This is a genomic window from Streptomyces sp. SP18CS02, from assembly GCF_036322365.1.
GTDB lineage: Bacteria > Actinomycetota > Actinomycetes > Streptomycetales > Streptomycetaceae > Streptomyces.
Genome location: NZ_JAQYXC010000279.1, coordinates 1 through 312, shown reverse-complemented (window position 1 = coordinate 312; position 312 = coordinate 1). Strand labels below are relative to the sequence as shown.

The following is a 312-nucleotide window of genomic DNA, read 5'->3' as shown; positions in this document are numbered from 1 at the left end:
GGGCGGGCCCGGCATCCGACGGAAACGGGGTACGGACATGGAAAGCGCACCAGCCATTATCGCCGGCATGGCGTTCACGCGGTTCGGCGCGGGCCAGCTCGTGAGCACGGGAGCGCCCTCACTGCACCGGGCTCCGGTCGCCCACGCCGAGAGCCAGATGGCCGCGGCCGCGTTCGCCACGACGTTCGGAGCGGCGTTAGTCATCCTCGGGGAGTGGTGCTTCGGCCGGATCTGAGCGACTCACGGCGTACCTCGACCACGTCGGACGGCCCAGGGGGGAGGCGTCCGGCGGGGCCGGTGCCGCCCCCGGCG

1 protein-coding gene is annotated in these 312 nt (G+C 73.4%); it reads left to right on the top strand.

Going from position 1 to position 312, the window contains the following annotated elements; all coding sequences use genetic code 11:
• Nucleotides 1-67 precede the first annotated feature (67 nt).
• Nucleotides 68-235 (top strand): hypothetical protein, encoded by a 168-nt coding sequence (locus tag PUR26_RS14235; RefSeq protein ID WP_329872683.1) that lies wholly within the window; start codon nucleotides 68-70, stop codon nucleotides 233-235.
• The last annotated feature ends 77 nt before the right edge of the window (nucleotides 236-312 follow it).